This window comes from Luteibacter jiangsuensis, from assembly GCF_030812295.1.
In the GTDB taxonomy this organism is placed as follows: domain Bacteria; phylum Pseudomonadota; class Gammaproteobacteria; order Xanthomonadales; family Rhodanobacteraceae; genus Luteibacter; species Luteibacter jiangsuensis_A.
On sequence record NZ_JAUSSK010000002.1, the window covers coordinates 306954 to 333110 of the forward strand.

The following is a 26157-nucleotide window of genomic DNA, read 5'->3' on the forward strand; positions in this document are numbered from 1 at the left end:
GCAGGCCGGCGGCGCCGACCAGCGATATAAACCTGACTATACAGCGGACATGAGAATCGACTCAACGCCGCTCATACATCATCGGCAGGGGGGCACCAGGGCTTGAAAAGCGCGTCTTCACATTCGTGGATGAATGTGTCGCGCGGGCTCTACGGAAGATGAGGCTGGCGGATAAGCCGGATCTCGAACAAGGAGGGCCAACGCTTGCCTGTCACGAACAGGCGATCATGCCCGGCGTCGTAGGCGATGCCGTTAAGCACGTCATCACTGAGGTCGGCCAACCGGACCTTGTCCATCAAGCCTTTCAGGTCGATCCAGCCGACGACGTGGCCCGTCCCGGGGTCGATGCGGGCGATGCGGTCCGTCTGCCAGACATTGGCGTAGAGCTCGCCCTTCACCCATTCCAGTTCATTGATGTTTTGCAGGGGAACACCATCCGCGGTCACATCGATGGATCCGGTGCGATCGAAGTTGGCCGGATCGAGGATGCGAATGGTCGGCGTACCGTCGCTCATGTAGACGTGGGTCGCGTCGCGGGTGAATGCCCAGCCCTCTCCGGGATAGCGGAAGGCGCCGAGCAACCGGAAGCTCGCCTTGTCGTAGACGAAGGCGATGCCTTCCTGCCAGGTCAGCTGTACCAGCTTCGTGCCCGTGGAGACGATGCCTTCGCCGAAATAGCCCGGCGGTGTGTCCAGCCGCTGCACCACCTCACCCGTGGCCAGCTTCACCTTGCGTACGGTGGACATGCCGCGCTCACCGGTGCTTTCGTAAAGATAGCCGTCTTCATAGAACAATCCTTCGGTAAAGGCTTGCGGGTCGTGCGGGTAGACATGCACCACCTTGTAGCCATACACGGGGATGGTTCCGGCCGAGACGTGCGCAGCGAAGGAACCTGCGACTAGCGCGACGAAGGTGAGTGCGGCGATCTTGTTCAAGTAAAGGGCTTCCACGGCGGACGCCGCATCATAAAGAAAGGGGCGCCGAAGCGCCCCTTTGATCACCGCGACATCGATCGCAAGATCAGATCGCGTAGTACATCTGGAACTCGAGCGGGTGAGTGCTCGCACGGTAGCGGGTCACTTCCTGCATCTTCAACGCGATATAGCCGTCGATGAAATCATCGGTGAACACGCCACCGGCCTTCAGGAACTCACGATCCTTGTCGAGGGCGACGAGCGCCTCGTCGAGGCTGGCGCAGACCTGGGGGATATTCTTCTCTTCTTCCGGCGGCAGATCGTAGAGATCCTTGTCGGCCGGCGCACCCGGGTCGATCTTGTTCAGGATACCGTCGAGGCCGGCCATCATCAGCACGGTGAAGGTCAGGTAGCCCGACTGCATCGGATCCGGGAAACGGATCTCGATACGGCGGCCCTTCGGGCTGGACACGTACGGAATACGGCAGGAAGCCGAACGGTTGCGTGCCGAGTAAGCCAGCATCACCGGCGCTTCGAAGCCCGGGACCAGGCGCTTGTAGCTGTTCGTCGTGGAGTTGGCGAAGGCGTTGATCGCCTTGGCGTGCTTGAAGATGCCGCCGATGTACCACAGCGCCGTCTGCGAGAGGCCACCGTAGAGATCGCCGGCGAACAAGTTCTCGCCGTTCTTCGACAGCGACTGGTGCACGTGCATGCCCGAACCGTTGTCGCCGACGATCGGCTTCGGCATGAAAGTGACGGTCTTGCCGGCCTGGTGGGCGACGTTCTTGATGACGTATTTCATCGTCATCAGTTCGTCGGCCTTCTTCACCAGGGTGTTGAAGCGGGTACCGATCTCGCACTGGCCGGCGTTGGCCACTTCATGGTGGTGCACTTCGACCACCTGGCCCAGCGACTCCAGCACCTTGCACATGTCGGCGCGCAGGTCGCCCAGGCTGTCCACGGGGCTGACCGGGAAATAGCCACCCTTCACGCCCGGGCGATGGCCGGTATTGGTGCCGTCGTACTTGTAGCGCGAGGACCAGGCGGCTTCTTCCGAGCCGATCTCGTAGAACACGCGGCCCATGTCGTTCTGCCAGCGCACCGAGTCGAAGATGAAGAACTCGGGCTCAGGGCCGAAAAACGCCGTGTCGGCGATGCCGGTGGACTTCAGGAAGGCTTCGGCGCGCTTGGCGATGGAACGCGGATCGCGGCCGTAGGCCTGCATGGTGCTCGGCTCGAGCACGTCGCAATGCATGATCAGCTGCTTGTGCGCGCTGAACGGATCGAGGTGCGCCGTTTCCGGGTCCGGCATGAGGACCATGTCCGACTCGTTGATGCCCTTCCAGCCGGCGATCGACGAACCGTCGAACATCTTGCCGTCCTCGAAGGTACCCTCGTCGATGGCATGGGCAGGGAACGTGACATGGTGGTGCTTGCCGAGGATATCGGCGAAGCGCAGGTCGACGAACTCGATTTCCTCGTCCTGGATCAGGTTCAGCACTTTGGAAGCGGCGGACATACAAACCTCGAATGGGTATGGGGCGGAGTGCATTTAGCAATCGCTATGCCAGCGTCTCCGCCATCGACGGACCGGCCTGGGGCAAGCCTCGGCATCATAGAACGGGTGCGGGCTTCGCGTGCAAATGCACCAAACTGGTGCATCAGTTATCCGACTGCACCGTTCTGGCCACCTATCAGCGTTTCGCGGGAATCCGCCGACATCGTTTACCCTGCGTCGCGGCTAGGCCGCTTCCCACCCCAAGGGTAGGCGGCGCATCTTCATTTCGGATAATGGCATGACGAACAAACACGATGACGACACCCCCGATACCGGGCGACGCCGCCTGCTCGGGGGCATGGCCACCACGGGCGCGCTGCTTGCGCTGGGCGGACTGCAGGAGGCCGTCGCCGACGGCAAGACGCCCACGGCACAGCCGCCCGGCGGAAAGGACCTGGATGCGCTTCTCGACAAGCACATCCAGAATGTCGTGGTGATCTATGCGGAGAACCGCAGTTTCAACAACCTGTTCGGCGACTTCCCGGGCTTGCAGCAGCCGCTGAACGCGGTGCCGCCGGAACGCTACATCCAGCGCGATCGCGACGGCACCGTCTTCAAGACGCTCCCCCCGATCTGGGGCGGCATGGTGCCCCACGAGCAAGTCGTCGATCACAAGAGCTATAAGATCGTCGAGAAGGACATCACCGGCCTGCCGAACGCACCCTGGGCGCTGCACACGGGCGACGGCGCGCCGCTGCCGCACGGCCTCGTCACGCGCGACCTCGTGCATGCCTTCTACAACAACCAGCTACAGATCAACGGCGGCAAGAACGACGGTTTCGTGGCCTGGGGCGACAACGGCGCCCTCACGATGGGCTACTACGCCAGTACGCCGGTGCACCTGCGCCTCTGGCGCCTCGCCGAGCAGTTCACTCTCTGCGACAACTTCTTCATGGGTGCTTTCGGCGGCTCCTTCCTCAACCACCAATACCTCGTGGCCGCGCAGCCGCCCTTCTATCCCGACGCGGACAAGAGCCCGGCGCAGTTCAACATCGCGGTGACCGAAAGCGGCGATCCGAAGGATCACCGCCTGAAGATGGCGGAGGACTCCCCGGCCAGTGCCATGCAGGGCAAGCCGAAGTTCGCCCACCACAATTCGCTGACGCCGGATTTCTGGGCCGTGAACACCCTGGGCCCGCCCTATTCGCCCGGCTTCAACGTGGATCGAAAGAACCCGCTGCTCACCGATGCCACCAGCGCGAACACGCTGCCGCCGCAAACGCACAAGCATATCGGTGACCTCCTGTCCGACAAGGAGATCGACTGGGCCTGGTACGCCGGCGGCTTCCAGGCCGCGCTCGACGGCAAGGGCGACGGCACGGACGGCGCCTTCCCGCAGACGCCGAACTTCCAGGCCCACCACCAGCCGTTGAATTACTTCGTTTCCCTCGCTCCAGGCAGCGAGGCGCGCAAGCGGCACCTGCGTGACGGCGGCTTGGGCGAGACATCCGCGACCAACCGTTTCCTCGCCGACGTGGACGCGGGCAAGCTACCGCCGGTGACGTTCTACAAGCCGCAAGGCAACCTCAACATGCACGCGGGTTACTCCGACGTGGAAGCCGGCGATCGTCACATCGCCAATGTGCTCCACCATCTGCGCAAGAGCGCGCAGTGGAAGAACATGCTGGTCATCGTCACCTTCGACGAGAACGGTGGCTGGTGGGACCACGTCGCGCCACCCAAGGGCGATCGCTGGGGCCCGGGCACGCGCATTCCCGCGCTCGTGATATCGCCCTACGCGAAGCGCGGACACGTGGAACACACGATCTACGACACGGGCTCCATCGCGCGCTTCATCACCCGCAGGTTCAAGCTGGAAACCTTGCCTGGCCTGAAGATGCGAGACGACGCGATGATCGCCGCTGGCGGACCCGCACCAGGCGACCTGACCGAGACGCTCGACTTCAGCCTCAAGCAATAGCCACCCACTTCGGCGGCGCGGGCTTGCCCGACGGCCGCGGCCACGGCGTCCTTTTGCTTACCCCAGAGAGGTCGGCACCGGAAATTCTTGCGGCCGGACGGTCCGCGAGACCTCCCGCCATGCGTCACCGCACATATCGGCGCCCCGCATGGGCAACGCGTGACGACGCGGGGTGCCCTGCGGCTAAGCTATGGGGCCGTCCCCCATCGGAAAGTCCCCGACGTGAACGACCTGATCAGCGCCATCCTCCTCGGCATCGTCGAGGGGATCACCGAATTCCTGCCCATCTCAAGCACCGGTCACCTTCTCATCGCCGAGCGTTGGCTCGGAGCGCGGTCGGACCTGTTCAACGTGGCGATCCAGGCCGGCGCGATCCTCGCGGTCACCTTCATCTACTGGCGCACGCTGTGGAGTCTCGCCATGAACTGGCGCAGGCCGGAGACGCGCGACTACGTGCTGAAACTGCTGGTCGCCTTCCTTATCACCGCCGCGCTCGGTCTCGTCGTGGCCAAGCTCGGCTTCAAGCTGCCGGAGACCGTGACACCCATCGCCTGGGCGCTCATCATCGGCGGTATCTGGATGATGGCCGCCGAAAAGCTCGCCGCGCAGCGTCCCGAGCGCGCCTTCATCACCTGGAAGGTGGCGATCCTCGTCGGCCTGGCCCAGATCGTCGCGGGGATCTTCCCCGGAACGTCACGCTCCGCGGCCACGATCTTCATCGCCATGCTCGCCGGCACGAACAACCGCGCCGCGGCAACGGAGTTCGCGTTCCTCGTCGGCATCCCCACGATGTACGCGGCGACCGGCTACGAACTGTTGAAGACCTTCCAGCATGGCGGTGCCGCCGGAGAGGACTGGACCGGTCTGGGTGTGGCTTTCGTGGTGTCCACCATCGTCGCCTTCGTGGCGGTGAAGTGGTTGCTCGGCTACATCCGTTCGCATCGGTTCACGGCGTTCGCGATTTATCGCATCGCGCTGGGCATCGCGCTGTTGCTGCTCCTGCCGGCCGGCGGCTGAGACCCGCGACAGCCGCCCACATGGACACGGTGACCCGCTACCGCTTGCTCGACCTCACGATCGACCTCGCACGCCAGCGGATCGAGCGCGATGGCACGCCGCTGGACGTCGCCGGGCTGAGCTTCCAGTTGCTCGCCTGCCTGGTCGAGCACGGCGACCGCGTCGTCGGTTTCGACGAACTGATGTCCGAGGTGTGGGCACCGGCGGTGGTGAACGAGGAAACGGTGACCCAGCGGGTGCGCCTGCTTCGGCAGGCCCTGGGTGACGACGCGCGCCAGCCACGCTACATCCGCACCGTGCGCAGTCGTGGCTACCAACTCGGCGCGCCGCCGGAGCCGCTTACGGAGACCGCACCCCGCCGGCGCACGCTGTGGCCAGCCGTCGCCGCCGTCGGCATCCTCGCCGCGACGTCGGTCGGCGTGGGCTTCCTCGCCCGCGAACAGAAACCTGTTGTGGGCGCGCAACAGGAGGTGCTGGATCGCGCACGCTGGTATGCCGCCATGGGCCAGCGCGACAACAACGAGCGCGCACTCGCACTGTATGACCGCGCCTTGCGCGAGGCGCCGGACGACGTCGAGGCACTTTCGGGCGCCAGCCGTGCGCGCTCCGCGCGCAGCTGCCTCTATAACGCCGGACCGGCGGAGGCGCGCGATGCGCTGCGGCTCGCCACGCGCGCGGTCGCCGTGCGGCCCGACAGCGCCACCGCGTGGTCCGCACTCGGTTACGCCCGGGATTGCCTCGGCGATATTCCCGGTGCCATCGCCGGCTACGAGCGTGCGGTGCGCCTCGATCCCACCGACGATCCGAGCCGCGCCTCCGCCGCCTACCTCTATCAGGAACAAGGCCGCCTGGCCGATGCCTTGCACGCGAACCTGGACATGCGCGGCGACCCTTCCCGCGTGCGCTTCCGTGAGGTGCAACTCGCCCGCGAATACGAGTTGCTGGGTTTCGACAGCGCCGCGGAGACCCGCTATCGGCGTCTCTTCGACCTCGCGCCGGACAACGTCTTCGGCAACATCGGCTGGCCCGCCTTCCTGTTCGCCCATGGCCGTTTCGAAGAAGCACGCGGCGCGCTGGCCCAGGCACGCACACGCGGCACCGCGCGCGCCGAGCTAGCCCAGCTGGACGGCGAACTGGCCCTGCACCGTGGCGATCGCACGGCCGCCGCCAACGCGTTCGCCGAAGCCAGGGCGCTGCGGCCCGATGCCTCCTTGCCCACCACGCTGGCGGTGCTGCATGGCGTGGCGCCGGTCGACCCGGCGTGGCTGACGCAGCGCATCGCGGCCACCCGTGCATCGCTGGCGGGTGACCCCTGGCCGGCGAGCCGGCTCGAACTGGCCCTGCTGTTGCAAGCCACGGGCGATCGGAGAGGCGCGGTCGCCGCCCTCTCCGATGCCGTGGACAAGGGCTGGCGCGATGCCGGTTATCTGCGCGCGTCGCCGCTGTTCTCGCCGCTGGCAGGCGCCCCGGGCTTCGAAGCGGTGCTCGATACCATCGCGCGCCGCGTCGCCGCCGACCGGGATCGGGTGCTCCAGGCGCCCTGGCGTCCGGCCGACCTCGGCGCGGATCACCGCTAAGGCAACGCTTTCAGCACGATGTCACGGAAAATCGCCTGCGATTGAGCGTGTGCGTAGCCCTGGTTGTAGGCCTGGCTGGTGATGACCGTGACCAGGCCACGCTCGGGCAGCACGAAGACATAGTTGCCGCCGTTGCCACCCATCGCCCACACCTTCGTCTCCACCCCGCCGATCGGAAAACGGAACTGCCACCAGAGGTAACCGTAGTCCGCGTCGTCTCGCGCCTGGGCATGTGGCGTCAGCATCTTGCCAACCCAGGCAGCCGGCAGCACGGCCTTCCCCTGCCAGCGGCCCGCGTCCGCGGCAAGCTGGCCGAGCTTTGCCAGGTCACGCGAACGGTAGCGCGTTCCGCCGCCGCCCATGCCGATACCCTCGCTCGACACGTTCCATTTCACCTGCGAAATGCCCAACGGTGCCTCCAACACCTCATGCGCGAACGAAGCCAGCGGCTGCTTCGTCGCCCGTTCGACCACGGCTCCGGCGACGAACGCACCCGCCGTGCAATAGGAGAACGTACGACCATAGGGCGAGTCCTTGGGCCGACTAACCCACGGCGCATAGCCGCGGACCGGCAGGTTGAGCGCGAAATCCAGCCAGCGCTCGGAGACGTACATGCGCTCTTCGTTGCCCGTGGAGAACGAATTGTCGTCGTCGCACTCCCAGATCGAACTCATCGTCAGCAGATCTTCGAGTGTGATCGCCTCGCGGCGGGGGTCCGGATGTTCTAGGTGGATATCGGGAAAGAACGCGTACACCGGCGCCGTCACATCGCGGATCGCGCCGCGCTGGATGGCCGCTCCCACCAACATCGCGGTCAGGCTTTTGGTCGCCGAACGGACATCGTTGAGCAGGTCGGCGGAACCGCCGTTGAAGTAGTGCTCGTAGACCAGGCGGCCGTGGTCGGCGACGACCACGCTGGTGATCTTCTTGTACGTCCCGTCGGCGATCTTGTCCTCGACGGTGGCGAGGGTGGCGGTCTTCCAGCCGAGCGCGCCGGCGTCGGCCGAGGGCCAGCCGTCGTCGGCCTGCTTAGGCGCTTGGTATTGGCCTGCGCTGGTGGGAAGGGCGATGGCGAGCATCAGCGCCGCGATCGTGCGGCGCGTGCTGGAGAGGGACGGACGGATGGAGATGCGGCGCATGGTCTGGGCTCCCTTGGTGGAGCCCGGAGTGAAGCGCGCGGCTGGGTGAAGCGCCTGAAGTGCGTATGAAGATTTGTGAAGCGGGGGGCGCCGCCTAGGCGACCGCCGCGATTTCCAATGGCTGGGACTTGCGCATGCGGGCCAGTTCCGCCTGCTGCTGTTGCACGAGCTTGCACTTCGGCTCACTGGTGCGTTGGAACAGCTCGCTGGTCCACTCGATGAAAGCCTGGACCCTGGCCGACAGGTGACGTTTCTGCGGATAGACGATCCACAAGTTGGAGCCCGTGGAAATGGTATCGGTCATGATGATCTCCAGCAGGCCCTTCTCCAGGGCACTCGCGGCCAGGCAATGCGGTGCCTGGATGATGCCCAGGCCGGCGATGGCCGCCTGGATCACCGACTCGCCGTCGTTGATCAGCATGTGCGCGTCGACATCCACCGACACACGGCCGCTCGGTGAATCGAACTGCCATTGGTAAGGCTTGCCGGTGCTCGGGTGGACGAAATTCACCGAGCGGTGGTTCTTCAGGTCATCGATCGAGCTTGGCATGCCGTGCCTTGCCAGATAGGACGGGGCCGCGCAGAGGACGTTGCTGAAATGACCGATCTTGCGCGCGATCAGGCTCGAATCGGCCAGTTCGCCCATCCGGATGGCGCAATCGAAGCCTTCCTCGTTCAGGTCGAACGGGAAGTCGCACATCGTCAGTTCGAGGCGGATATCGGGGAATTTGTGCTCGAATTCGGCGAGGTTGGGGATCAGTGCCGCCCGTCCCACGGCCGAAGACGCCGCCACGCGCAACTTGCCCGCCGGCTTGGTCTTGGCGTATCCGAGAGCCTCCGTGGCCTCGGTGAGGTCGGCAAGGATTTCCTTGCAACGTGAATAGAACGCGGCGCCATCGTCGCTCAATCTCAGCGAACGTGTCGATCTGAAGAACAGTCGCGCACCCAGGCTTTCCTCAAGGCGCGAGATGGCCCGGCTGACCCCCGACGGGGTCATCTGCAAGTGTTGCGCGGCGGCGGAAAAGCTCTTTGCCTCCACCACGCGGACGAAAACGCTGATCGCGGAAAAGTCTTCCATCGTCGACTCCGGAAATGCATTCATGACTGAGCGTCACAGGCGGGATGATTGTAGACCCATTTTTCGCTTGACGAGCAAGACCTAGATTTCGCCACCTGCGACGGACCGACTTGACCTCAACCAACGTTGAGGTCGCACGCTGCGCGGCCGACGAAAGATCTTGCATCCCCCTCGACACTCCAGGACCCGTCATGAAGAAGAAAATCCTGTTCGGTTCGACCGCCCTGGCGGTCGCCGTCGCCTCGGCGATCTGGCTGAGCTCCGGCGGCACGCCAAGCCATGCCGCCGAGCCCGCCGCGGCGCCGCCGGCTCCCGAAGTGACCGTCGCCCAGGTGCTCCTGCGCCCTGTGTCGGACACCAACGCCTTCACCGGCCGGATCCAGGCGGTGGACACGATCCAGATCAAGCCGCGCGTCAGCGGCTATGTCGATTCGATCCACTTCCGCGAAGGCGCGACGGTGAAGAAGGGCGACCTGCTCTTCACCATCGACCCGCGCCCGTACCGCGCCGAGGTGGACCGCCTCGCCGCCAACCTCGCCCAGGCCAGGGCCGAAAGCAAGAACGCCGACGCCAACGCCGCCCGCGGCACCAAGCTGGTGGAACAGCATGCGGTGTCGCGCGAGGAAGCCGACCGCCTCGATACCGCTGCCGCCAGCGCCAAGGCCCAGGTGGCTTCGGTGCAGGCCGCACTCGATAACGCCCGCCTCAACCTGTCGTTCACCGAGGTGCGTGCTCCTGTCGACGGCAAGGTGAGCAACGCCCAGATCACCCCGGGCAACCTGGTGACCCCCAGCGACACGCTGACCAGCGTGGTGACGGTCGACCCGATGTACGTCTACTTCGATGTCGACGAGCAAACCTTCCTGAAGCTGGACCGCCTGCGCCGGCAGAACGGACGCGCCCCGGAAGTGGAAATGGGCCTCGCCGACGAGCAGGCCTATCCGCACGTCGGCAAGATCGACTTCGTCGACAACCAGGTGCGTGCCGGGGCCGGCACGATCCGCTTGCGCGCCGTGTTCCCGAACGCCGACGGCGCCTACACCGCGGGTCTCTTCGCACGCGTGCAGCTGCGAAGCGGCAACATGCAGCCACGCGCGCTGATCGACGACAAGGCCGTGGGCACCGACCTCGGCAACAAGTTCGTCTATGTCGTGGGCAAGGACAAGAAGGTCGAGTACCGCCGCGTCGCGACGGGGGCGCTGGTGGATGGCCTGCGCGTGGTCGATTCCGGCCTCAACGCGGACGACGTGGTCGTCGTGAACGGCCTGCAGCGCGTGCGCCCGGGCGTGGAAGTGAATGCCAAGCGCGTGACGATGGCCTCGCTCGTACCGGACACCGCGCGCGGCGTCGCGGCGGCGCGTCCGGCCGGCATCGACAGCGTGGCGCAGAACCAGGACTGATTCCGCAATGAAAATCGCTCAATACTTCGTAGAACGCCCGATCCTCGCGGGCGTGCTGTCGGTGCTGTTCCTGATCGCGGGCGGTATCGCCGTGTTCAAGCTGCCGATCAGTGAATACCCGGAGGTCGTCCCGCCGACCGTCGTGGTGAAGGCGACCTATCCGGGTGCGAACCCGAAAGTCATCGCCGAAACCGTCGCCACGCCGCTCGAAGAACAGATCAACGGCGTGGAAGGCATGCTCTACACCTCCTCGCAGGCGACCAGCGACGGCTCGATGACCCTCACGGTCACGTTCGCCCTGGGCACCGACCTCGACAACGCGCAGGTGCAGACGCAGAACCGCGTCGCCCAGGCCCTGCCGCGGCTGCCGGAAGAAGTGCAACGCCTCGGTGTGACGACGACCAAGAGTTCGCCCGACCTGACCATGGTCGTGCATCTCACCTCGCCGGATAACCGGTACGACATGCTGTACCTGTCGAACTACGCCCGCACGCGCATCAAGGACCAGCTCGCCCGTCTCGACGGCGTGGGCGACGTCCAGCTGTTCGGCGCGGGCGAGTACAGCATGCGCATCTGGATGAACCCGGAGAAGCTGGCAATCCGCAACCTGACCACGGGTGACGTGATCAAGGCGGTGCGCGAGCAGAACATCGAGGTCGCCGCCGGTGCGCTGAACGCGCCGCCCGGTCCGAATACGAATGCTTTCCAGGTCAACATCAATACGCGTGGCCGCCTCGTCACCGAGGACGACTTCCTCAATATCATCGTGCGCAGCGACCCGAGCGGTTCCGTCACGCACCTGCGCGACGTCGCCCGCGTCGAACTGGGCTCGAACAACTATGCCCTACGCAGCCTTCTGAACAACCGTGAAGCGGTGGCGATCCCGATCTTCCAGCGTCCAGGCTCGAACGCCATCGCCATTTCGGACGAGGTCAGGGCGGAGATGGCCTTGCTGAAGAAGGACTTCCCGCAAGGCGTCGACTACACCATCGTCTACGATCCCACGGTGTTCGTGCGCGGCTCCATCGAAGCCGTCGTGCACACGCTGTTCGAGGCGATCATCCTCGTCGTGCTCGTGGTGATCCTGTTCCTGCAGACGTGGCGTGCGTCCATCATCCCGCTCGTGGCCGTACCGGTTTCACTCATCGGTACATTCGCGGTGATGTACCTGGTCGGGTTCTCCCTCAACGCGCTGTCCTTGTTCGGACTGGTGCTTGCCATCGGTATCGTCGTCGACGATGCGATCGTGGTCGTGGAGAACGTGGAACGCCATATCGAGCATGGGCTCGATCCGAAGATGGCCACGCGCCAGGCCATGACCGAGGTGACCGGCCCGATCGTCGCGACGGCACTCGTGCTGTGCGCGGTGTTCGTCCCGGCTGCCTTCATCAGCGGTCTGACCGGCCAGTTCTATCGTCAGTTCGCCCTGACCATCGCCATTTCGACGGTGATCTCCGCGTTCAACTCGCTGACCCTCAGCCCCGCGCTCGCCGCGCTGTTGCTCAAGGGCCGCGATGAGCCGAAGGACAAGCTCACCGTCTGGATGGATCGCAGCCTCGGCTGGCTGTTCCGCCCGTTCAACCGCACGTTCGAACGCGCGTCGCATGGCTATGTCGGTGGCGTGCAGAAGATCCTGCGCTTCTCCGCCGTGGTGCTGTTCATCTACGCCGGCCTCGTCGCCCTGGGTGTCTTCGGTTTCATGAGGACGCCGACAGGTTTCGTGCCGCCGCAGGACAAGCAGTATCTCGTCGCCTTCGCGCAGCTGCCCGATGCCGCTTCGCTCGACCGCACCGAAGCGGTGATCCGCCAGATGGGCGATATCGCCCTGAAGGATCCGGGTACCGCCAACGCCATCCAGTTCCCCGGACTGTCGATCAACGGTTTCACCAACAGCACCAACTCGGGCATCGTCTTCGTCGCGCTGAAGCCGTTCGAGGAACGCCGCTCGGCCGACCTCTCGGCGGATGCGATCGCCGCTCGCCTCAACGCCCAGTTCGCGTCGATCCAGGGTGCGTACATGGCGATCTTCCCGCCACCGCCGGTCAACGGTCTCGGCACGATCGGCGGTTTCCGCATGCAGATCGAAGACCGTGGCGACATGGGTTTCGAGGAACTCTACAAGCAGACCCAGGGCATCATCGCGGCCAGTCAGAAGACGCCGGAACTCGCGCACCTGTTCACCAGTTTCCAGGTGAGCGTGCCGCAGTTCGACGCCGACGTGGATCGCGAGAAGGCCAAGTCGGAAGGCATCGACCTGGGCGACGTGTTCCAGACGCTGCAGGCATATCTCGGCTCGCTCTACGTGAACGACTTCAACCGCTTCGGCCGCACCTACCAGGTGAACGTGTCGGCGGAACCGTCCTTCCGTCACGAGCCGTCCGATGTGGTCGGTCTCAAGACCCGCAACGCCGCCGGCGACCTCGTGCCCCTCGGGTCCTTCCTCACCATGCGCCAGACCAACGGCCCGGACCGCGTGCAGCACTACAACGGTTATCCCACGGCCGAGATCAACGGCGGCGCGGCGCCGGGGTACAGCACGGGCCAAGCACAGGAAGCCATGGAGAAGCTGGTCACCTCGAGCCTGCCCAACGGCATGAGCTACGAGTGGACCGAACTGACCTACCAGCAGATCCTCGCCGGCAATACCGCGGTACTGGTGTTCCCGCTGTCCGTGTTGCTCGTGTTCCTGGTGCTGGCGTCGCTGTACGAAAGCCTGAGCCTGCCGCTCGCGGTCATCCTGATCGTGCCGATGGTGCTGCTCTCCGCCATTACCGGCGTCATCGTCACCGGTGGCGACAACAACATCTTCACCCAGATCGGCCTGATCGTTCTCGTGGGTCTCGCCTGCAAGAACGCGATCCTGATCGTGGAGTTCGCCCGCGAAGCGGAGATCGGCGGCATGAACCGCATCGATGCGGTACTCGAGGCCGCCCGCCTGCGACTGCGCCCGATCCTGATGACCTCGTTCGCTTTCATCATGGGCGTGGTGCCGCTGGTGACCTCGCACGGCGCGGGTGCGGAGATGCGCCACGCGATGGGCGTGGCGGTGTTCTCCGGCATGCTCGGCGTGACCTTCTTCGGCCTGATCTTCACCCCGCTCTTCTACGTGCTGATCCGCGCGTGGAACGAGCGTTCGGAGGCCCGCCGCCAGGCGCGCCGCGAGCGCCGTCTCCTCGCCCATGCGGCCCGGGAGTCCTGATATGAAAATCGTTCTTCGCAGTACCGCGTTGTTCGCGGCCCTCGTCCTCGCCGGTTGCGCGAGCGTGGGCCCCGACTACCACGCACCCAAGGAAGCGCCGGTGACCTTGCAGGGCGTCGATGCGACGCACCAGAACAACGGCGATGTGCAGGCACGTTGGTGGAAGCAGTTCGGCGACCCGACCCTCGACGCGTTGATCGTCCGCGCGGCGCAGGGCTCGCCGGACCTGAAGATCGCGGTGGCACGCCTCAACCAGGCGCGTGCCGCGCTCGGCTCGGCGAAATCGCAGCAGATCCCCGACATCGAAACCGGCGTGTCGTACCAGCGTAGCCGCGAGCAGCAGCCGGGCTTCAGCGACCAGCGCCAGACCGTCACCGCCTACCAGGCCGGATTCGATGCATCGTGGGAACTCGACCTGTTCGGCGGTATCCGCCGGTCGGTCGAGGCCGCGCGCGCCGACGCCGCCGCCGGCGAGGCGTCGCTGCAGGATGCGCAGGTCACGTTGTTCGCCGAAGTGGCGCGCAACTACTTCGACCTGCGCGGCACGCAGCTGCGTATCGACGTGGCCAGGCGGGACATCGCCAACCAGCAGGATTCGCTGAAGGTGATCGCCGCGCGCGTCGAGCTGGGCACCGGGGCCGAACAGGACCTCGCCAGCGCGAAGGCGCGGCTTGCCTCGGTGGAAGCGCAGTTGCCCGTGCTCCAGACCCAGGCCAGCGCCGACCAGTTCCGCATCGCGGTGCTGCTCGGTGCGCGCCCGGGCGAACTCGATGTCGACCTCTCGCCGGCGACCTTCAAGCCCATCGACGTCAGCCTCGCCATCGGCGGTGCCGACGAGGTGTTGCAACGGCGTCCGGACATCCGCATCGCCGAGCGCGAGCTCGCTGCCGCGAACGCCCGTATCGGCGTGGCCAAGGCCGACTACTTCCCGCACATCACGCTGGGCGGATTCATCGGCTTCCTCGCCGGCCGCAGCAACGATTTCGGTGGCGCCGACTCGCGCGCCTGGTCGCTCGCCCCAAGCATCTCGTGGTCGGGCCTGAACGTGCAGCGCGTGCGTTCGGGCGTGAAGGGGGCGGAGGCACGGGCCGACGAAGCCCGCGCCAATTACGAGCGCACCGTTCTGGCGGCGCTCGAGGACGTCGACAATTCGCTGGTCGGCTTCAACCAGCAGCGTGAGCGTGTCGAGAAGCTGGTGGTGCAGGCGACGGAGAGCCGCCGCGCGGCTGACCTCGCGAAGATCCGTTACGACGCCGGCCGCACCGATTATCTCGAACTGCTCGACGCCGAACGTACCCAGCTTTCGGCGGAAGACCAGCTGGCCGAGGCCGAGGCCGCCATCAATACCCGCGCGGTGCAGTTGTACAAGGCGCTCGGTGGCGGTTGGCAGGCGTGTGGCGACAACGCGTGCAGCGAGGTTGCGAAGGTGCCATGAGTGCCGCCAAGGTTCATCGCCTGCCCCTGCAGGCGAAGCGCTGCAGCGCGATGGCCGTCGAGCCGCCACTCACCCAGCGTGTCGCGCTGGTGAGTGGCGCCAATCGCGGCATCGGACTGGAGGTATCGCGCCAGCTCGCCTCGCTCGGGGTCACGGTATTCATGGGTATGCGAGAACCCGGCAAGGGCGAGAAAGCCTCCCGCGCCATCCGTGAACTCGGCGGCGATGCCTATGCGATCAAGCTCGATGTCACCCGCCAGGGCGACATCGAACAGGCTATCGCGCATATCGACGCCCGCTTCGGCCGGCTCGACATCCTGGTCAACAACGCCGGTGGATACTTCGATTACGACGCTAAGATCTCGGCGCCCGAACTGGATACCATCCGTGGCGCGCTGGAAGTGAATCTGCTGGGTGCATGGTGCCTTACCGCGGCCGCGCTGCCGCTGATGCGCCGGCATGGCTACGGCAGGATCGTCAACGTGTCGAGCGAATGCGCCGTGCACAACATGTGCAGCGACAAGGCCCCGGCGTACCGCATCTCGAAGGCGGCGCTCAATGCGTATACGCAGGTCACGGCGCGCGAACTCGCCGGCAGCGGCATTCTCGTCAATGCCGTCTGTCCGGGTTGGACCGCCACCGCGCTCGGCGGCAGCGGTGGCCGGCCCGCCGCTGAAAGCGCCGAAGGCATCGTATGGGCGGCCTTGTTACCGGAACGGGAAGCGGCCACGGGCGAATTTTTTCGCGACCGGGTGAAGATCGGCTGGTGACGCCGTAGCTGCCCGGTCGCCGGATCGGCAACCGATGAATCCCTTTATTCGGCCCGCAGGGCGTCCACGAAGAAGTCAGGGCCACCGAAATTTCCCGACTTCAGCACCAGACGCAGATCCGCGTGACGTCGTCCCAGAGCAAACAGCACGGGTACCCCTGGTGCCAACTCATGTCCGATGAGAAAGGCTTCAATCCCCAGCCTGTCGACCACCGCGCCGGACGTTTCGCCTCCCGCGACGATCAGGCGCGATAGGCCTTCGGTGGCAAGTCGCAAGGCGATGTCCGCCAACGCATCTTCAAGCACTTCCGATACACGCTTCGCGCCATGTCGTGCCTGAAGCTCAAGGACTCGATCCGGTGGAGCGCTGGTGGCGATGACTGCCGGACCTTCGGCAAGCCGCCGCCGTGCCCAGGCGGTGGCGTCGGCGATGTCGCCGTGACCGGAGAGCAGTGCTTCGCTGTCGAGCCTCAGTACCGGCAGGTCACGTTCGGCGATATCGAGCTGCTCCAGGGTGACGGCCGAACAGCTTCCAGCCAGCACGAGCGACCCGCGCAGGTCGGGGGAGCCCGCCATCGACAATACATCGCTGTCGACGGCGCGAGCCCTCGCCAGGGCGCGCGCGAGCCCGAGGCCCAGGCCGGATGCTCCCGTCGACAGCGTGTCGTCGAGGGCGACGCGGCCCAGCACTTCCAGGTCGGTGTCGAATACCGCGTCGGCTATCACGCTGCCGACACCCTGCACGCGCAGCCGGACCAGCTCGGCCCGGACCGCATCATCGCCATCCCGGACGACGGCCAGTGGCAATAGCGCGACGGGCCTTCGGCTCTGGGTGGCCATGAGCCTGACGAGGCTGGAGTCGCGCATGGGTGTCACCGGATGATCCTTGAGCGGGCTCTCGTCCAATCGGTCGCCGCCGACGAAGAGATGGCCTTGATAGACCGTCCGCCGGTTTCGCGGGAAGGCGGGACAAACCAGTGGCATCGCGCCCGTGCGTTCCGCCAGCGCGTCGGTCACCGGTCCGATATTTCCTCTTGCCGTCGAATCGAACGTCGAGCACACCTTGAACAACACGTGGGAGGCGCCGCGCGCACGTAGCCATCGCTCGGCGTCAAGCGATTGGCGTACTGCCTCCGCCGCCGCGATGGACCGGCTTTTCAGCGCCACGACCACCGCGTCGACATCGGGCAGTTCCATATCGTCCGCCGGAACGCCGATGGTCTGGATCACCCGCAAGCCGTTGCTCGAGAGGGTGCTTGCCAGGTCCGACGCACCCGTATAGTCATCGGCTATCGCGCCCATGCTCAGGCTCATGATGTCACCTTCGCGCGGTGACCGTAGGCCGCAAGCCAGCCGAGACCCTCTTCCGTGCGTCCTCGCGGACGGTATTCGCAGCCGATGCAGCCTTCATACCCCAGGCGATCCAGCTCATCGAAGAGGAAGGGATAATTCAGTTCTTCCCCGTCCGGTTCGTGTCGCGACGGAACACTGGCGATCTGCACATGGCCGAGGTATTCGATCAACCGGCGGATCCGTGTCGTCACATCGCCGTGGATGATCTGCGCATGATAGATATCCAGTTGCAGCCGTACGTTCGGCAAGCCGAGCTCTTCGATCAAGTGGACGGCGGCGTCCACGTCGCTCATGAAATACCCCGGCATGTCCCTGCGGTTCACCGGCTCGAGCATGATGTCAACACCCAGTTCCGCGGCTCGCCCAGCGCACCATGTCACGGCATCACGATATGCGCGCTCGTGCTCGTCATCGTTCGGCGCGATGCCCGCCATGAGGTGCACGCGCGGCACATTGAGCGCGCGAATGTAAGGTGTCGCGCGTTCGAAGGCATCGCGCACCTCGTCGGCGCGCGACGGCAAGGCGGCGATTCCACGTTCACCGGCCTCCCATCGGCCCGCAGGCAGATTCATCAGCACGACCGACAACCCGGCTCGCCGTATACGTTCGGCCACCAGTCCGGCCGGATGGTCATAGGGAAAGAGGAACTCGACCTGATCGAATCCAGCCGTCGCGGCCGCATCGAAGCGGTCGAGGAAGGCGTGCTCGTTGAACATCATCGTCAGGTTGGCGGCGAAGCGGGGCATACGGTTTCCTCTAAAGGGACAGGTCGAGGCCGGCGATACGCGCGTACAGGCGCGCCACGGAGCTATCGTCGTCGCGCCCCATGCCGGCCGCCGAGGTCATGATGAAAAGTTGCAGGGCCGCGCTGGCGAGCGGCGCCGGGAAACTGCTGGCCCGGCCCATGTCCAGAACGATGCCGAGATCTTTAACGAAGATGTCGACGGCACTGAGCGGCCGGTAATCGCCATCGAGGATGTGCGGCACACGGTTCTCGAACATCCAGGAGTTGCCTGCCGAGGCGGTGATGACTTCGTAGACCCGATGCAGGTCGAGCCCTTCGCGCGCGGCGAAGGCGATCGCCTCCGATGCCGCGGCGATATGCACGCCGGCGAGGAGTTGGTTGACCATCTTGAAGGCTGCCGCCTCGCCAGGCGCCTCGCCCAGGCGATGAAGCGTCGCCGACATCGCGTCGAGCGCAGGCGCCGCGCGAGCGAAAGCCTGCTCGGTTCCCGAGGCGAGAATCGTGAGGCTTCCATCGGCGGCGCGCCGCGCGCCGCCGCTCACCGGTGCGTCCAGGTAATGGCGACCTGTCGCTTCCAGGCGAGCCGCCATACGGCGCGCGCGATCGGGCGCCATGGTCGCGCATGAAATGAATACCCCGTCTTCCGCCATGACCGTGGCTATGCCTTCATCGCCGAAAAGGAGCGCCTCGGTCTGGCCCGCGTCGACCACCACGCTCACCACGAGCGTCGCACCGCGCGATGCCTCGACGGACGAAACCGCCACCTTTCCGCCCAAGGCGGCGAAATCTTCGCGTTTGTTCGGATCCGGGTCGTATCCCGTCACGTCCGCTCCTGCGCGCAGGAGCGAAGCAGCCATGCCCAGGCCCATGGAACCAAGTCCCGCGACGGCCACTCCCACTCTGTCCCATCCCGTGCTCGCCACCTCGTTCGAATGCATTCCTCTCTCTCCCTGCCGCTCTTCTGATTGCGCTACCATATCCGTGTCGCCAACGGAATCATGTGAGCCGAACCATGAGCGAGTCCCGCCTCAGGGAACAGGTCTGCCTGCTCGCCCGTTCGATGTTCGAACGGGGACTTACCCACGGATCGTCCGGAAATATCAGCGTGGTCCTCGACGACGGTGGCTTGTTGATGACGCCGACCGATGCGTCGCTCGGTTTCCTCGATCCAGCCCGCCTGTCGCGATTCGACGCACAGGGCCGCTTCATCGATGGCGACAAGCCCACCAAGGAAGCACCGTTGCACCGCGCTCTTTACGAATCCCGCAGCGGGTCCAGAGCGGTGGTGCACCTGCATTCCACACACTCCGTCGCCTTGTCCATGCTTCCGGATGTCGATCCGGCATCCGTGCTTCCACCGTTGACGCCTTACTACGTGATGCGCGTCGGCGATACCGCACTGGTGCCTTACCACCGTCCCGGCGACCCCATGGTGGCGGATGCCATTCGCGGACTCGCGGGACGTTATGCATCCGTGCTGCTGGCCAACCACGGTCCGGTGGTTGCAGGCACCTCGCTCACCGCGGCGGTCAACGCCATCGAGGAACTGGAAGAGACCGCGCGGCTCTTCCTCTTGCTGCGCGGTCTTCATCCCCGCACGTTGTCGCCCGCACAGGTGGAGGAACTTAGCCATGTCTTCGGCAACGATCACCACCACGGCTGAGTCAGGCAGCGCGTTCCAAATGTCCACGCAAGGTCTCCGCGACGCGCTCCATGCCAAGGCGCGGACTTGTCAGCACCGGCACGCCGATCGATCCGCCCGGCTTGTCGGCTATGCGGCCCATCGATACCTGCGCGAGCACGATAAGGTCGACATCCTTCGCCAACCCGATCAATGCCCGCTCGACGATGGCGTCGTGCTCTTCGGTGCGCCCCGCAAGCAAGGCATCGAACGCGCCCTCGCATAGCGCACGCCTTACCTCTATCTGTTTACCACTGTCCCGGGCGACGCGTTCGATCAGGCGAACCGTGGGATCGAGTGTCGTCTGTACCGTCGCGGCCACCCCGATACGCCGGCCGGTGGCCACGGCACGTTCGGCCATGGCGACGTCGATCTTCACAAGGGGCACGGCGAGCAAGGGGCGAACCGCATCCGCGGCCTCCCCCACGGAAGAACAGGCATTGAGGATCATGGTCGCCCCCATGTCCTGGCCGATCATCATGTACTGTGCAAGTCGACGGGTCACTTCGGGCGTGACGTGACCGGCTGCCATGGTGTCCTTGAGCAAGCTATCGTCGACGAGGTTGACCACGCGCACTCCGGGAATGAGTTCCGGCGCGAGCGCGCTCAGGGGTTGCACGGTGACCGGTCCGGTGTGGACGATCACGAGCGTGGTTTGTGCGGACATGACGAATCCTCCGGCCAGTCAGGCCTTCACGTATTTGCGCCAGTTATGGACTTCGCGGAAGCCGAGCACATCGCGCGTCTTCTTGTTGGAGAGCAGGGTCTCGAATTCCTCCATCTGGCCCCTCACCGGTACGTTCGGGTAGTAGCGGCGCAGCAACTCGGCCGTCGGCAAGTCCGATGAGACATCGTTGTTCGCCGCATTGAAGATCTGGAAGCCCAGGCCGTCCTTCTTGATGCCCAGGTCGACGATCTGGCCCAGGTCACGGGCATCGATATAGCTCCACGCGATGCGCTTTCGGAAATCCGGCTTCGAGAAGAATCCCGGGAAATTCGCGTACTCGTGAGGCTCGATGACATTGCCGATGCGGATGGCGTAGATGTCCATGCCGGTGCGTCCGGCGAACGCCTGCGCCGTCTTCTCGTTGCATATCTTCGACGTGGCATAACTGTCGCGCGGATCCACCGGGTAGTCCTCGTCGAGCGGGAAGTACTCGGGGTCACGTGGGGTATGGTTGAACACAAGACCGTAGGTGGTTTCGCTGGACGCGATGATCACCTTGCGGATGCCCAGCTTCGCGGCCGCCTCGATGATGTTGTACGTGCCCATGACATTGACGCGGTAAACCTCGTTGTCCGGCACGATCATGATGCGCGGGATCGCAGCGAAATGGACCACGGCGTCGATCGGCTCAGGGGAGAGGTCCGGATCGAATTCATGTAGCCCGGTGTAGCTCGACAACGCGTTGAACACCTGGCCTGAATCGGTGATGTCGGTGATCAGGGTGCGCACGGCGGGATTGTCGAGCGGCTTCGTATCGAGATTGAGCACGCGGTAGCCCTGGTCGACCAGGTACTGCACGACATGCCGGCCGGCCTTTCCGCTCCCGCCGGTAAAAATCACGCGCTTCATGGGTACTCCTCAAGACGGATGGGGGTCAGAACTTGTACTGGTCGATGTTGTCAGCGGTGAAGACCAAGGGCTCGCTGAAGATGATGACTTTGTCCTTCACGGTGTAGTTACCGAGGCCAGGCACGCTGAACGTGTCGTTCGGTTTCAAAGCGTTGTTGGCCGCTAGCCGGGCCACGTGCATGACCAGCTGGCCTTCTTTCACCTCGTCCCAGAGCGGACTTGCCTTGATGACGCCGCTCTTGACGTACTGGCGGATGGCGTCTGGGTTGCTGCACCCGGTCACGAACACCTTGCCGGTCTTACCCAGTTTCTCCACCGCCGCCGCGGCGCCAACTTCGGAAGCACCATCCGGCGCGATGATCGCCGCCACGTTCGGGTGGGCCTGGAGAATGTTCAACCCCGCGGTCAGCGACAACGATGGGTTCGACTGCCCGTACTCCGTAGTGACTATTTTCATCTTCGGGTAGGCCGCCTTCATATATGCGGTCAACGACTTGATCCATTCGTTCTGGATGGTCGCGTCCTTCGTCGAGGAGAGTATCGCCACCTCGGCGTCCGGTGCGATGTACTTCGCCACCGAGTCGACGAGCGCCTTGCCGAAGGCGGGATACTCGGTGTTCTGGATAAAGAAGTCTCGTGCATCGGTCGCCACGTCGCTGTCGTAGGAGATCACCTTGATGCCCTGCTTCATCGCCCGACGCAGGGCCGGAGCGAGCTGGGTGGGATTGTTCGACGTCGTGGTGATCACATCGAACTTGCGGGCGATGAGACTGTTGAAGACGTCGACCTGCCCCTGCGCGGATGCCGTCACCGGCCCGGTATAGAGAAAGTCGATGTTCAGTGTCTTCGACGCGGCCTCCGCGCCCTGCTGGTTCGCCTTGAACACCGAGAGGCCGACCAGCTTCGGCACCATGGCTACCTTGATGCGCTTGGATGTATCGACGGTCTGGGCCGGGACGGATGTGGCCATGGTCAGGACGATGGTGGCCAACGCAAGCATGTGACGTTTACGGATCATTGCTCCCTCCTGTAACGGGTACGACGGACGAGTGCGCGCAGGCGTGCGCCTAAGCCGCCGCCGCGTGTGCTGAACAGGTTGCGGACAGCGATCGAGGCGATCAGGATCGCGCCGGTCAGCATGGACGTGACCATGTCGGACAAGCCGGCGATCAGCAGGCCCTGGCGCATGAAGCCCAATAGCAGCACGGCTACGATCACGCCCCCCATACTGCCTTCACCACCGAAGATGCTGACGCCGCCGAGCACGACCATCGCGATCGTCGTCAACAGCAGTACGTCGCCCATGTCCGGCCGTGCCGCGCTGTAATAGGCGGAAAGGACCAACCCGGCCAGCGCGGCCATGGTGCCGCTGATCACATAGGCACCCGCCAGCACGCGGGGAACGCGGATGCCGGAGTAACGCGCGGCTTCCGCGTTGTATCCCACGGTGACGAGCTTGCGGCCGAACGCGCTGCGTGAAAGAAGCAACCAGAAGACCACCGCCAGCGGGACGAAGAGCAGCAATTGGTATGGAACCTGGAGGCTGCCGATGGGAAGTGCCCCGGCGCCCAGCGCATTGAAGGCGTCCGGAAAGCCGGAGGGTGGCGAATCACCCGCGACGGCCACGGCCGCACTGCCGTAGATGAAGCTGCTGGCCAGGGTCGCGATCAGCGGTTCGATGCGCAGCTTTACGATGATCGCGACGTTGATGGCTCCCAGCATGCCACCCAACACGAGCCCGATAAGCGAAGCGATCCAGATATCCAACCCGTAAGTTGCCCACAGCTGCGCGGCGACCACCGCGGCGAGGCTCGCGGTCGCACCGACCGACAGGTCGATGCCGCCGGTGAAGATCACCAGGGACAGGCCGAGCGCGACCAGGCCGAACGGGAGGAAATTGCCGGTCATGCCGAGCAGGCCCGATACATCGTTGAAGAATCCGGGCACACCAACCCCGAAGCCGACCAGCACGGCGACGAGTAGCGCGGCCAGCGACGACTCCCAGCCGCCCATCGGCAGCAGGCGGCGACGCCGCGTGGGTGTCACGATGTTGGGCTTGGTGGCGTGCGTGTCGGCTGGATAGGCGCTCATGCCTGCGCACCCCGGCGACGGAACGCACCCTGCACGGCGGCGAGGATCATCAAGCCCTCGCCCGCGGAATACCAGATTGGCGGAACATGGAGGAAAACCAGCGCCGTGAGCACCACGGAGAGGAACAGGCTGCCGAGCACGGTGCCAATCAGGTTGCCACGCCCCCCGGCGATCGCCGTGCCACCGATCAACGAGACCGCGATCGACTGCAACTCGATGTGGTCGCCCGTGCCGGCGGTTACCGTGGCCGACCCTGTGTAGCAGAGGAACATGAGCCCGGAGAAGGCGGCCAGCATGCCTGCGAGGGCATAGACACGCACGCGTACCCAGGCCACCGGCAGACCCGCGGCATAGGCGGCGGTCGCGTTGTTACCGACTGCCAGGATCGCACGGCCGAATGCGGTGTGCCGAAGCATGTACCAACACAGGGCAAGGACGACCATGAGCACGATCGCTGGCGTCGGCAGGGGTATGGCACCGAGGAGGTTGCCGTTGCCGAAGGCAGCCCAGGCTGCCGGCACGGCGTCGACTTGCGTGCCGTCCGAGTATAGGAAGGTCAGGCCGCTATACAGGCTGTACGTACCCAGCGTCACGACGATCGGCGGAATATCCAGTGCCGCCACGAGCACGCCGTTCACCGAACCGAGCACCATCCCCATGCCGACAGCCAGGGGCAAGGCAAGCGACAACGACAGACCATGCGTCTGCGCCAGCAGGCCGCAGACCATGGCTGAAAGGCCGAGCACCGGGGCCACCGAAAGATCGATGCCGCGCATCGAGATAACGAGCGTCTGACCCAGCGCGACCAGTGAAAGAACCACGGAATTGAGCAACATGAAACGCAGGTTCTGGGCGCCAAGGAAGTCGTGGTTGAGTATTCCGACCGCCAGCGTCAGGCCAACGGTCGCCACGACCAGGGTCGCCTCGCGCGTCATTGCGAAGCGTGGCGAGGCCATGCGTTTGTAGGTGGATATCGTGGCTGTGTTCACAGCGTCGCCTCATCCCTTGGCTTGCCGAGATATGAAGCGCTGACACCTTCGGGGGTGATCTGCGTCCCGCACAGTTCCGCGACCAGCTCGCCTTCGTAGATGGACAGCACGCGGTCGCACAGGCGAACCAGTTCCTCGGTTTCCGACGAAATCACGAGGACGGCCATGCCATCGCGGGCCATCGCCTCGATCAGCTCATAGATTTCCTCCTTCGATCCGACATCCACGCCCCGTGTCGGTTCGTCGAGGATGGCGACCTTGGGACCGGTGGCTATCCACTTGCTGAAGACGACCTTCTGCTGATTGCCGCCGGAGAGCTCTCGCAGTGGCTGATCCAGCCCCGCGCAACGCACCCGGAATTCGCGTACGGCGTCGGCCCCGAGGCGGGTCTCGTCGTCGTCGCTCAACAGGCCCGCGGACTGGCGCACGCGCTCGAGCAGCCCCGAGGTGATGTTCTGCGCGATGCTCATCGACAGGACCGCACCATGTCGCGCACGGTCCTCCGGGACGTAGACCAGTCCCTTGCGGATGAGTCCGTGACAGGGCTTGGCCGTGATGTCCTCACCGGCCAGACGCACCGCGCCACTGGTGGGGCGGCGGACACCGAAGATGGTCTCGGCGATTTCGGTGCGGCCGGCGCCAACCAGCCCGGCCAGTCCAAGGATCTCGCCCCGGCGCAGGGTGAACCCGATGCGGCGGAAGACCGGCTCACTGGCGAGATTCTCGACTTCGAGCACGGCGTCGTCGGTGGCGTGACTTTTCTCGCGACGGGGAATGTCACGTATCGTGCGGCCCACCATCTTCGACAGCAGGCGCGTGCGATCGAAATCGCCGCGCTCCACGCAGTCTACCGGCCGCCCATCCCGCAGTACGACGATGTCGTCGCTGATCGACATGACTTCTTCGGTGCGGTGGCTGATGAAACTCAACGTGCAACCGTCGGTGGCCAGCCGACGCATGATCTTGAACAGGGTATCGACTTCGTACGCGGTCAGGGGCGAGGTGGGTTCGTCGAACAGAATGATCCTGCAGTCATGCAGCAGGGCTTTCGCGCACTCGATCAGCTGCAACTGCGCGATGCTCAACGTCTTTGCGCATGTATCGATGTCGATGTCCAATTCGAGCATGTCCAATACCGTGCGCGAACGACGGCGTACGTCCTTCCAGTCGACATGCCGCAACCAGGTGCCGGCCATGGGCAGGCGCCCCAAGAACATGGTTTCCGCCACGGTGAGTTCGGGTAGCAGCATCGGTTCCTGTGGCACGAGATGGATCCCATGCGCATGGGCTGCGTGCGGGGAAGCCAGGTGCAGCGGTCCCCCGTTGAGACTCAGTGTTCCCGCGCTCGGCTGGAGCTGCCCTGCGAGGATGCGGAACATCGTCGATTTGCCTGCGCCGTTCTCGCCCATGAGGGTGAGGATGCGACCGGGCTTCAGTTGCAGGTCCACGCCACCAAGTACCTCCACCGGGCCGAAACGCTTGACGATGCCATGCGCGGCAAGCACGGCCCGCGCCGCGGGTTTGTCTATCGCCGGGGCGTGTGCGTGCGAAGCGTTGGACAACTGGATCACGAAACCTCCGGGACATGAGGAGCGCGGAACCACAATGCGTCCGGACTATAGGCCGCCAGAAATGATAGCGCAATCATTTTTATGCCTTGAGCGCCAACAACTTATTGTGCGATGCACAAGTATACGTGCTCGACCGGGCTGGTC

At 64.8% G+C, this 26157-nt stretch carries 21 protein-coding genes; 8 read left to right on the forward strand and 13 right to left on the reverse strand.

The window, feature by feature from the left end:
• Positions 1-149: 149 nt before the first annotated feature.
• Both J2T07_RS06775 and glnA read right to left on the reverse strand, forming a co-directional pair.
• Positions 150-935, reverse strand: coding sequence for a glutaminyl-peptide cyclotransferase (locus J2T07_RS06775; protein ID WP_306848444.1), 786 nt, complete (start codon positions 933-935; stop codon positions 150-152).
• A gap of 85 nt (positions 936-1020) precedes the next feature.
• On the reverse strand, positions 1021-2433 hold the full coding sequence (gene glnA, locus J2T07_RS06780) for a type I glutamate--ammonia ligase (RefSeq protein ID WP_306848445.1): 1413 nt from the start codon (positions 2431-2433) through the stop codon (positions 1021-1023).
• 277 nt (positions 2434-2710) lie between these two features.
• On the opposite strand from glnA, the gene acpA reads away from it, so the two are divergent.
• From acpA to J2T07_RS06795, 3 genes are all read left to right on the forward strand, one after another.
• Positions 2711-4393, forward strand: coding sequence for an acid phosphatase (gene acpA, locus J2T07_RS06785; RefSeq protein ID WP_306848446.1), 1683 nt, complete (start codon positions 2711-2713; stop codon positions 4391-4393).
• 222 nt (positions 4394-4615) lie between these two features.
• Positions 4616-5410, forward strand: a complete 795-nt coding sequence (locus J2T07_RS06790) for an undecaprenyl-diphosphate phosphatase (protein WP_306848447.1) — start codon at positions 4616-4618, stop codon at positions 5408-5410.
• Positions 5411-5430: 20 nt separating this feature from the next.
• Positions 5431-6987, forward strand: a complete 1557-nt coding sequence (locus tag J2T07_RS06795) for a winged helix-turn-helix domain-containing protein (RefSeq protein WP_306848448.1) — start codon at positions 5431-5433, stop codon at positions 6985-6987.
• On the opposite strand, the gene J2T07_RS06800 is transcribed toward J2T07_RS06795, so the two are convergent.
• Together J2T07_RS06800 and J2T07_RS06805 are read right to left on the reverse strand one after the other, a co-directional pair.
• Positions 6984-8126 carry a serine hydrolase domain-containing protein gene (locus J2T07_RS06800; RefSeq protein WP_306848449.1) on the reverse strand — a complete coding sequence of 381 codons (1143 nt, stop codon included), beginning with the start codon at positions 8124-8126 and terminating at the stop codon, positions 6984-6986. The two genes, J2T07_RS06795 and J2T07_RS06800, sit on opposite strands and share 4 nt — an antisense overlap.
• A 94-nt stretch (positions 8127-8220) precedes the next feature.
• Positions 8221-9204, reverse strand: a complete 984-nt coding sequence (locus tag J2T07_RS06805; protein ID WP_306848450.1) for a LysR family transcriptional regulator — start codon at positions 9202-9204, stop codon at positions 8221-8223.
• Positions 9205-9395: 191 nt separating this feature from the next.
• On the opposite strand from J2T07_RS06805, the gene J2T07_RS06810 reads away from it, so the two are divergent.
• The 4 genes from J2T07_RS06810 to J2T07_RS06825 are packed head-to-tail and all read left to right on the forward strand — an operon-like array spanning position 9396 to position 16008.
• The gene (locus J2T07_RS06810; RefSeq protein ID WP_306848451.1) at positions 9396-10604 is read left to right on the forward strand and encodes an efflux RND transporter periplasmic adaptor subunit; all 1209 of its coding nucleotides are present in this window, start codon (positions 9396-9398) and stop codon (positions 10602-10604) included.
• 7 nt (positions 10605-10611) lie between these two features.
• Positions 10612-13803, forward strand: coding sequence for an efflux RND transporter permease subunit (locus tag J2T07_RS06815; protein WP_306848452.1), 3192 nt, complete (start codon positions 10612-10614; stop codon positions 13801-13803).
• Position 13804: 1 nt separating this feature from the next.
• Positions 13805-15238: an efflux transporter outer membrane subunit gene (locus J2T07_RS06820; RefSeq protein WP_306848453.1), complete on the forward strand. Its 1434-nt coding sequence runs from the start codon at positions 13805-13807 to the stop codon at positions 15236-15238.
• Positions 15235-16008 carry an SDR family NAD(P)-dependent oxidoreductase gene (locus J2T07_RS06825; protein WP_306848454.1) on the forward strand — a complete coding sequence of 258 codons (774 nt, stop codon included), beginning with the start codon at positions 15235-15237 and terminating at the stop codon, positions 16006-16008. The genes J2T07_RS06820 and J2T07_RS06825 overlap by 4 nt, the downstream gene beginning before the upstream one ends.
• A 44-nt stretch (positions 16009-16052) precedes the next feature.
• Here the strand turns inward: J2T07_RS06825 and otnK are convergent, their stop codons facing one another.
• Genes otnK through ltnD form a run of 3 tightly spaced genes read right to left on the reverse strand, consistent with a single transcriptional unit; the run spans position 16053 to position 19043 of the window.
• A complete protein-coding gene (gene otnK / locus J2T07_RS06830) occupies positions 16053-17321 on the reverse strand; it encodes a 3-oxo-tetronate kinase (RefSeq protein ID WP_306848455.1) in 1269 nt (422 codons plus the stop codon).
• Entirely contained in the window at positions 17318-18106 is a 789-nt protein-coding gene (otnI, locus tag J2T07_RS06835) for a 2-oxo-tetronate isomerase (RefSeq protein ID WP_306848456.1), read from the reverse strand. The genes otnK and otnI overlap by 4 nt, the downstream gene beginning before the upstream one ends.
• A 10-nt stretch (positions 18107-18116) precedes the next feature.
• Positions 18117-19043 (reverse strand): L-threonate dehydrogenase, encoded by a 927-nt coding sequence (ltnD, locus tag J2T07_RS06840; protein WP_306848457.1) that lies wholly within the window; start codon positions 19041-19043, stop codon positions 18117-18119.
• A 74-nt stretch (positions 19044-19117) separates the two neighbouring features.
• On the opposite strand from ltnD, the gene otnC reads away from it, so the two are divergent.
• Positions 19118-19768 carry a 3-oxo-tetronate 4-phosphate decarboxylase gene (gene otnC / locus J2T07_RS06845; protein WP_306848458.1) on the forward strand — a complete coding sequence of 217 codons (651 nt, stop codon included), beginning with the start codon at positions 19118-19120 and terminating at the stop codon, positions 19766-19768.
• Between the two features lies 1 nt (position 19769).
• Here otnC and J2T07_RS06850 read toward each other — a convergent pair whose 3' ends face one another.
• Genes J2T07_RS06850 through J2T07_RS06875 form a run of 6 tightly spaced genes read right to left on the reverse strand, consistent with a single transcriptional unit; the run spans position 19770 to position 26013 of the window.
• Positions 19770-20453, reverse strand: a complete 684-nt coding sequence (locus tag J2T07_RS06850; protein ID WP_306848459.1) for an aspartate/glutamate racemase family protein — start codon at positions 20451-20453, stop codon at positions 19770-19772.
• A gap of 18 nt (positions 20454-20471) precedes the next feature.
• Entirely contained in the window at positions 20472-21362 is an 891-nt protein-coding gene (locus J2T07_RS06855) for an NAD-dependent epimerase/dehydratase family protein (RefSeq protein WP_306848460.1), read from the reverse strand.
• Between the two features lie 25 nt (positions 21363-21387).
• Entirely contained in the window at positions 21388-22380 is a 993-nt protein-coding gene (locus tag J2T07_RS06860) for an autoinducer 2 ABC transporter substrate-binding protein (protein WP_306848461.1), read from the reverse strand.
• Positions 22377-23453 (reverse strand): ABC transporter permease, encoded by a 1077-nt coding sequence (locus J2T07_RS06865; RefSeq protein WP_306848462.1) that lies wholly within the window; start codon positions 23451-23453, stop codon positions 22377-22379. Before J2T07_RS06865 ends, J2T07_RS06860 begins: the two co-directional genes overlap by 4 nt.
• Positions 23450-24442, reverse strand: a complete 993-nt coding sequence (locus tag J2T07_RS06870) for an ABC transporter permease (protein WP_306848463.1) — start codon at positions 24440-24442, stop codon at positions 23450-23452. Before J2T07_RS06870 ends, J2T07_RS06865 begins: the two co-directional genes overlap by 4 nt.
• Positions 24439-26013: a sugar ABC transporter ATP-binding protein gene (locus tag J2T07_RS06875; RefSeq protein WP_306848465.1), complete on the reverse strand. Its 1575-nt coding sequence runs from the start codon at positions 26011-26013 to the stop codon at positions 24439-24441. Before J2T07_RS06875 ends, J2T07_RS06870 begins: the two co-directional genes overlap by 4 nt.
• Positions 26014-26157 lie beyond the last annotated feature (144 nt).

Excerpts from the sequence above, each read along its gene's own strand:
- glnA (WP_306848445.1), bottom strand. The coding sequence starts at position 2,433 with ATGTCCGCCGCTTCCAAAGTGCTGAACCTGATCCAGGACGAGGAAATC.
- acpA (WP_306848446.1), top strand. The coding sequence starts at position 2,711 with ATGACGAACAAACACGATGACGACACCCCCGATACCGGGCGACGCCGC.
- J2T07_RS06795 (WP_306848448.1), top strand. The coding sequence starts at position 5,431 with ATGGACACGGTGACCCGCTACCGCTTGCTCGACCTCACGATCGACCTC.
- J2T07_RS06800 (WP_306848449.1), bottom strand. The coding sequence starts at position 8,126 with ATGCGCCGCATCTCCATCCGTCCGTCCCTCTCCAGCACGCGCCGCACG.
- J2T07_RS06805 (WP_306848450.1), bottom strand. The coding sequence starts at position 9,204 with ATGGAAGACTTTTCCGCGATCAGCGTTTTCGTCCGCGTGGTGGAGGCA.
- J2T07_RS06810 (WP_306848451.1), top strand. The coding sequence starts at position 9,396 with ATGAAGAAGAAAATCCTGTTCGGTTCGACCGCCCTGGCGGTCGCCGTC.
- J2T07_RS06815 (WP_306848452.1), top strand. The coding sequence starts at position 10,612 with ATGAAAATCGCTCAATACTTCGTAGAACGCCCGATCCTCGCGGGCGTG.
- J2T07_RS06820 (WP_306848453.1), top strand. The coding sequence starts at position 13,805 with ATGAAAATCGTTCTTCGCAGTACCGCGTTGTTCGCGGCCCTCGTCCTC.
- J2T07_RS06825 (WP_306848454.1), top strand. The coding sequence starts at position 15,235 with ATGAGTGCCGCCAAGGTTCATCGCCTGCCCCTGCAGGCGAAGCGCTGC.
- otnK (WP_306848455.1), bottom strand. The coding sequence starts at position 17,321 with ATGAGCCTGAGCATGGGCGCGATAGCCGATGACTATACGGGTGCGTCG.
- otnI (WP_306848456.1), bottom strand. The coding sequence starts at position 18,106 with ATGCCCCGCTTCGCCGCCAACCTGACGATGATGTTCAACGAGCACGCC.
- ltnD (WP_306848457.1), bottom strand. The coding sequence starts at position 19,043 with ATGCATTCGAACGAGGTGGCGAGCACGGGATGGGACAGAGTGGGAGTG.
- otnC (WP_306848458.1), top strand. The coding sequence starts at position 19,118 with ATGAGCGAGTCCCGCCTCAGGGAACAGGTCTGCCTGCTCGCCCGTTCG.
- J2T07_RS06850 (WP_306848459.1), bottom strand. The coding sequence starts at position 20,453 with ATGTCCGCACAAACCACGCTCGTGATCGTCCACACCGGACCGGTCACC.
- J2T07_RS06855 (WP_306848460.1), bottom strand. The coding sequence starts at position 21,362 with ATGAAGCGCGTGATTTTTACCGGCGGGAGCGGAAAGGCCGGCCGGCAT.
- J2T07_RS06860 (WP_306848461.1), bottom strand. The coding sequence starts at position 22,380 with ATGATCCGTAAACGTCACATGCTTGCGTTGGCCACCATCGTCCTGACC.
- J2T07_RS06865 (WP_306848462.1), bottom strand. The coding sequence starts at position 23,453 with ATGAGCGCCTATCCAGCCGACACGCACGCCACCAAGCCCAACATCGTG.